This window comes from Candidatus Limimorpha sp., from assembly GCF_056203535.1.
Genome location: NZ_JBADWU010000069.1, coordinates 1 through 5407 on the forward strand (window position 1 = coordinate 1; position 5407 = coordinate 5407).

2 protein-coding genes are annotated in these 5407 nt (G+C 48.3%); both read left to right on the plus strand.

What is annotated here, in order from left to right:
* Positions 1-1198: 1198 nt before the first annotated feature.
* Positions 1199-2779, plus strand: a complete 1581-nt coding sequence (locus AC06MN_RS08155) for an ATP-binding protein (protein WP_475671870.1) — start codon at positions 1199-1201, stop codon at positions 2777-2779.
* A gap of 78 nt (positions 2780-2857) precedes the next feature.
* Complete coding sequence (locus AC06MN_RS08160) at positions 2858-4228, plus strand: leucine-rich repeat domain-containing protein (protein WP_475671871.1); 1371 nt, start codon at positions 2858-2860, stop codon at positions 4226-4228.
* Positions 4229-5407: the final 1179 nt, after the last annotated feature.

A 5407-nucleotide genomic window follows, 5' to 3' on the forward strand; every position in this document is an offset into this window, starting at 1 on the left:
TCTCTTCGCTTGCCCAAACGCAAAACTAATTCTTTTTCCGCTATAGCGACATCTTTCAGCCAGATACGCCTGTTATATCCGCCATCCGTTTGTTCAACAACAATGATAACTTGATGCAAATGGACCGAAAAATCAAGGGCAAAATCATCGGCCCTACGCACGGCCAGCCTAAGTGTCTGAGCCCTAAGTCGCGGAACATAAATGCAGCTCCCTAAGGCTCAAACACTTAGTCTGTCCTTTGGGCGGACGCTGCCCCGCATTTTGCCCATGGCCTCCGCGCCCAACCCGGTCAAGCTTTCAACACTTCAATCACAGTGCTTTTTATTGAAATTGTGATGAAAACAAAATCGTTTAAAGGTAAGCCCCGTTTTTGACAGGACATCGTAATTCGTTGAAATTTTATCGATTACAAGTATTGTCTCCATTTTTAGCGGACAGCAATATTTTTTTTATTTTTGGAAAAACGGCACAAACACCATACTTACAAGCATTTATACAAACGACACAAATAATGCCGTTGATTTACTTCTTATCTTCTTTTGTCTTGCCACAAAAGAAGCAAAAAGTCAAGGGCAGGACAATCGGTCCAACGCACAGTCTGCCTAAGAACTTGATTTTCAAACATCATATCATAAACGCAGATATATGAAAATCAAGTCGTTAGTCAGCTTTTTTTTGCGGACGCTGCCCCGCCGTCCTGCCCGACCAGCCGCACCCACCCCGAACTGGTATTCAACACTTCAGTCTGGACAATCTTTAGAAAGATGGTGAAAAACATGGCATCAACGAAATCAAAAATAATCAGTCTTTTATTAAACTATAGCCAAAACAGTCATTAGCATCTGGCAATAATTTAGCAGACAGCGATAATTTCGCCCAACCCTTGCAAGTTTTGTGAATTACTCTCAGCAACCGCCCACGAAACAGCTGTTGCTCACTTGTTTGCCATAGGCCGCCACTATGGCATTGAGCGGCGTCAAGTCGTTCATCTCGCCCGACGAGGTGATGCTCACCATGAGGGAAGTCGGCCAACGCCTCAACGTGGATTACTAGGAGACCAGCCGCGCCGGCCTCGCCAAGACACGTGACGGCAAAGCGGTCGAAGATGCCTTCGCTGGCGAGATTAAGAAGTTCTTCGGATAGGATTTGTGAATAATATTTTCTTTTGTATTTTTGCACCGATTAAAATGTCATTGCCATGCAAGAGAGAAAATATCCCGTTGGTATCCAGACCTTTTCGGAAATCAGGAAAGATGGATATGTATATATCGACAAGACCGACCTCGTTTGGAAATTGGCCCATGAAGCTAAATTCGTTTTCCTAAGCCGTCCGCGCAGGTTTGGCAAAAGTCTGCTCTCCACAACCTTAGACTCCTATTTTCAGGGCAGGAAAGATTTATTTGAAGGTCTAAAAATCATGGCATTGGAACAAGAGTGGGAAAGCCGTCCCGTCATCCATGTGGATTTGAGCACGGCAAAGCGACAACCATCCGCCGACGAATTGCGCCGCGTGCTGCTTCTGTTGCTCGACCCCTTGACGAAAAAATACGGAAAGAACGAGGATGAAAAGTCGCCAGGCGACGTGCTGAGAGGACTTATCCGCAGAGCCTACGAACAAACGGGCAAACAAGTGGCCATCATCATCGACGAATACGACGCGCCTCTTTTAGACGTGCTGCACGAGGCGGAGCAGCTCACCCCATTCCGCAATGTGATGCAGGAGTTTTATGTTCAATTGAAAGCCAGTGAAGCCATGATTAAGTTCTGCTTCATTACAGGCATCACCAAGTTCAGCCAGTTGAGCATCTTTTCCACCATCAACAACTTGACCAACATCTCGATGCAACCCAAGTATGCCGCCATCTGCGGCATCACCGAAGAGGAGTTTGCCACCGACATGGCTCCCGACATCGCCATGCTCGCCGAACAGTATGAGTGTTCTGCCGAAGCGATGCACGCCCGACTGAAACGGCAATACGACGGCTATCGCTTCTCCGAGGTGTCGCCCGACATCTACAACCCATTCAGCCTGCTGAAATGCTTCCTGCAAAAGAAAATCGACAACTACTGGTTCGAGAGCGGCACACCTACCTTCCTCATTCAACAGATGCAGCATTTCCGCACCGACATCACCACTTTGGAAGCACTCGAAGTGCAATCCTACGACTTCGACCAACCCACCGAGGCGATGAACGATGCCCTGCCCTTGCTCTACCAAAGCGGTTATCTGACCATCAAGGGCTACGACAAGGAAACCGAGTTCTACACGCTTTCCATTCCCAATCAGGAGGTCCGCATTGGATTCACCCGTGGCTTGCTTCCAACCTATATCGGCTTGGATAACCGGCAAGTCGTTGCCGGCTTTGCCCTGAAATTCTGGCGAGCCTTGAAGGGAAACGACATCGACTTGGCCTTGCGCGAAATGCAGGCCTACTTTGCCGAGTTGCCCTACGTTGACGGCTTCACGAAGAAGCTGGAGGACATAACCAATCTGGAGAGTTTCTACGAGTGGTCGATGATGCTCGTTTTCAACATGCTGAACATCTATGTCCAAACCGAAGTGCGCTGTGCCAGAGGCCGTGCCGACATGGTTGTGAAGATGCCCGACACCATCTATGTCATCGAACTGAAACTGAACGGCACCGCACAAGAAGCCATGATGCAGATTGAGAAGAACGGCTACGCCACCCCATTCATCACCGATGGCCGCAAGGTTGTCAAGGTTGGCGTGAAGTTCTCTACAGAGACCAAGACTATTGAGGACTGGATTATCGCATAACGTCTTTCACTCCGTTGACTTATCTTTATCTTCACAAAAGAAAAACTGTTTTAATAAATTCCCAAAACCTATCTTTACATGAAAAAAGCATTACTTCACAAAACGACATTCCTATTCATTTTTTCTATCTTATTGATTTTTAAAGGATTCGCACAAACGACATTCACTGTCGGCGACTTGAATTACCAAGTTAACGATGACGGCGTTTCCGTGACCATCATAAGTTCCGTCGGCGGACAAGGCGCAACGGGCGAGCTGAACATTCCTGAATCGGTGAACTACGAAGGCAACGATTATGCGGTGACAGCCATTGGCGACTACGCTTTCCTATATGGTTTCTTTACAGGTGGCCTGAACATCCCGAACTCGATAACCACGATTGGCGATGGCGCTTTCGCCTATTGCAGCTGCTTCACCGGCGACCTGATTATCCCCAATTCCGTGACTTCCATCGGATATGGCGCCTTTCAGATTTGCTTCGGTTTCACAGGCAATCTCACCATCCCCAACTCCGTCGTTTCCATCGGCGACTTCGCCTTCAATTCCTGCGACGGCATGACTGGCACGCTGAGCATCCCAAGCTCGGTGACCTCGCTCGGCCCTGACACATTCAGTTATACGGCATTTTCCGGAATCACCGTTGACCCCGAGAACAGCGTCTATGACTCAAGAGACAACTGCAACGCCATCATTGAGACGGGCTCCAACGAGTTAATCACCGGATGCAAAAGCACCTTCATTCCCAACACGGTCACCACTATCGGCTTTGACGCATTCAAGGGCTGCCAAGGGCTGACCACCATCGACATTCCAAATTCGGTGACTTCCATCGGGGCTGACGCTTTTTCGTTTTGCTACGGTCTAACTGGCGACTTGACCATTCCAAATTCCGTTAAGACAATCGGCGCCGGTGCCTTTTTCTATTGCAGCTCCTTTGACGGGACGCTCACCATAGGCGAATCCGTCACTTTCATCGGCGACTATGCCTTCAGGAACTGCTCCGGTTTCACCGAGGCGGTTTCTTTGGCCGTCACGCCTCCCGAGCTGGGCAGCGAACCTGGATGGGATTGCGTCGTATTTGAATATTTCGGCACCCCTACCCTTACCGTCCCCTATGGATGCGCCTCAGCCTACCAGAACTCCGCATGGTATGACCCCATGGGATGGAATGGATTTTACGAATTCATCGAAGCCGAGTTTGACGCCGTTTCTGATGCAGAAACTGTCGCATCAACGGTATATCCCAACCCGACGCATGGTGTCGTCAGAATCGAAACCGAAGACATCAGGAACATCAGCATTTACAACATTTCCGGGCAAAAAGTGTTTGAAGGAGCTGCAAGCGGCGATGCCTTCGAATACGATTTCGGGAAGCATAAAGCTGGCATTTATATGATTGTCGTGGAGACCACAAAGGGCGTTGAAACAAAGCGAGTGACCGTGTTATAGGCCACATTCGCACGTTGCAACACAGATTGATTTGTAACCACGACTTTTTTTTCGACCGCGAATTTTGCGAATGAGGAATCCGCTTCGCGCATTCCTTGACTTCGTCGAGAGTCAATGAGATTATCATTCTGCGTCCGGCAGGCAGGGACTTGCATCAGCAAGGCCCATTCGCTTGATTCGCCAGATTCGCGGTCTTTCCTCTGCGTCCGGCAGGAAAGGACACTACAATCTTATTTGCAACCATGATGTCTTTTTTTCGACCGCGAATCTCACTAATCCTCACGAATAGGGAATCCGCTTCGCGCATTCCTTGGCTTCGCCGAGGGTTTCCTTCTCTTTCTCCCTGATAAGAAAGCGAAGCAATATCCGCAAGGATTTTTTGTAGGATTTTAAGTATGGATTTTGAGCGGAGTTATCATTGTTGTGCAACAAACGGATGGCTGAAATAACAGGCAAGGTGCTATGGCCAATGATAATACAAGATTCCCGCCGCAAGCGTCGGGAACGGAGGCCATGGATTAATAGGACAAGCGGCGGCAGGTGAGGTTCACACTAAGCGTAATGACAGGCCGCCGCCGCATTTTTAATTAATCCCAGCGTTCCATTCCCTTGAGCTTGCGAAAGGGAATCTTTATTGATATACAACATTTTGCATTTTGTTATATAGAAGCGGCCCTAAATGACGAAAGCCTTCGCTTATTTTTAGCAGGATTTTAAGTAAGGATTTTGAAAAAATCTCCATCAAAATCCTTACTGAAAATCTCTCTGAAAATGTCTCTACGATTCTTTCTCTTTGGGTCGGGCAAAGCCCTCAAAATCCCAACTGAAAATCTCTCTGAAAATCTTAACTGAAAATTGATGAGTGAACTATGGTTTTCTGGTAGTGTTTCAAACAGTGTGTCCGAAGTCTGTTGACTTCAGGGATGCGATGCAAAATTAGACAATAGTTTTCATATTTGTAGCAGTTGGTGAAAAAATCGTAGTTTTGCCATGCCGCCGGACGAGGGACCGGGCTCTGCTGGGGAGCAACCCGCCAGGAATAAGGCCGAGCCTACACTGAATGCAGTGAATCGTGAGAGCCGTCATGATTGGCGGCTCCGATTGCATTCAGGAAGGCGGTTCCGCTAAGAAAACCCATGTCAGCGTCCGTGGAACAGCGTCCTGTCGGTGGTTATTCTG

Excerpts from the sequence above, each read along its gene's own strand:
- AC06MN_RS08160 (WP_475671871.1), top strand. The coding sequence starts at position 2,858 with ATGAAAAAAGCATTACTTCACAAAACGACATTCCTATTCATTTTTTCT.
- AC06MN_RS08155 (WP_475671870.1), top strand. The coding sequence starts at position 1,199 with ATGCAAGAGAGAAAATATCCCGTTGGTATCCAGACCTTTTCGGAAATC.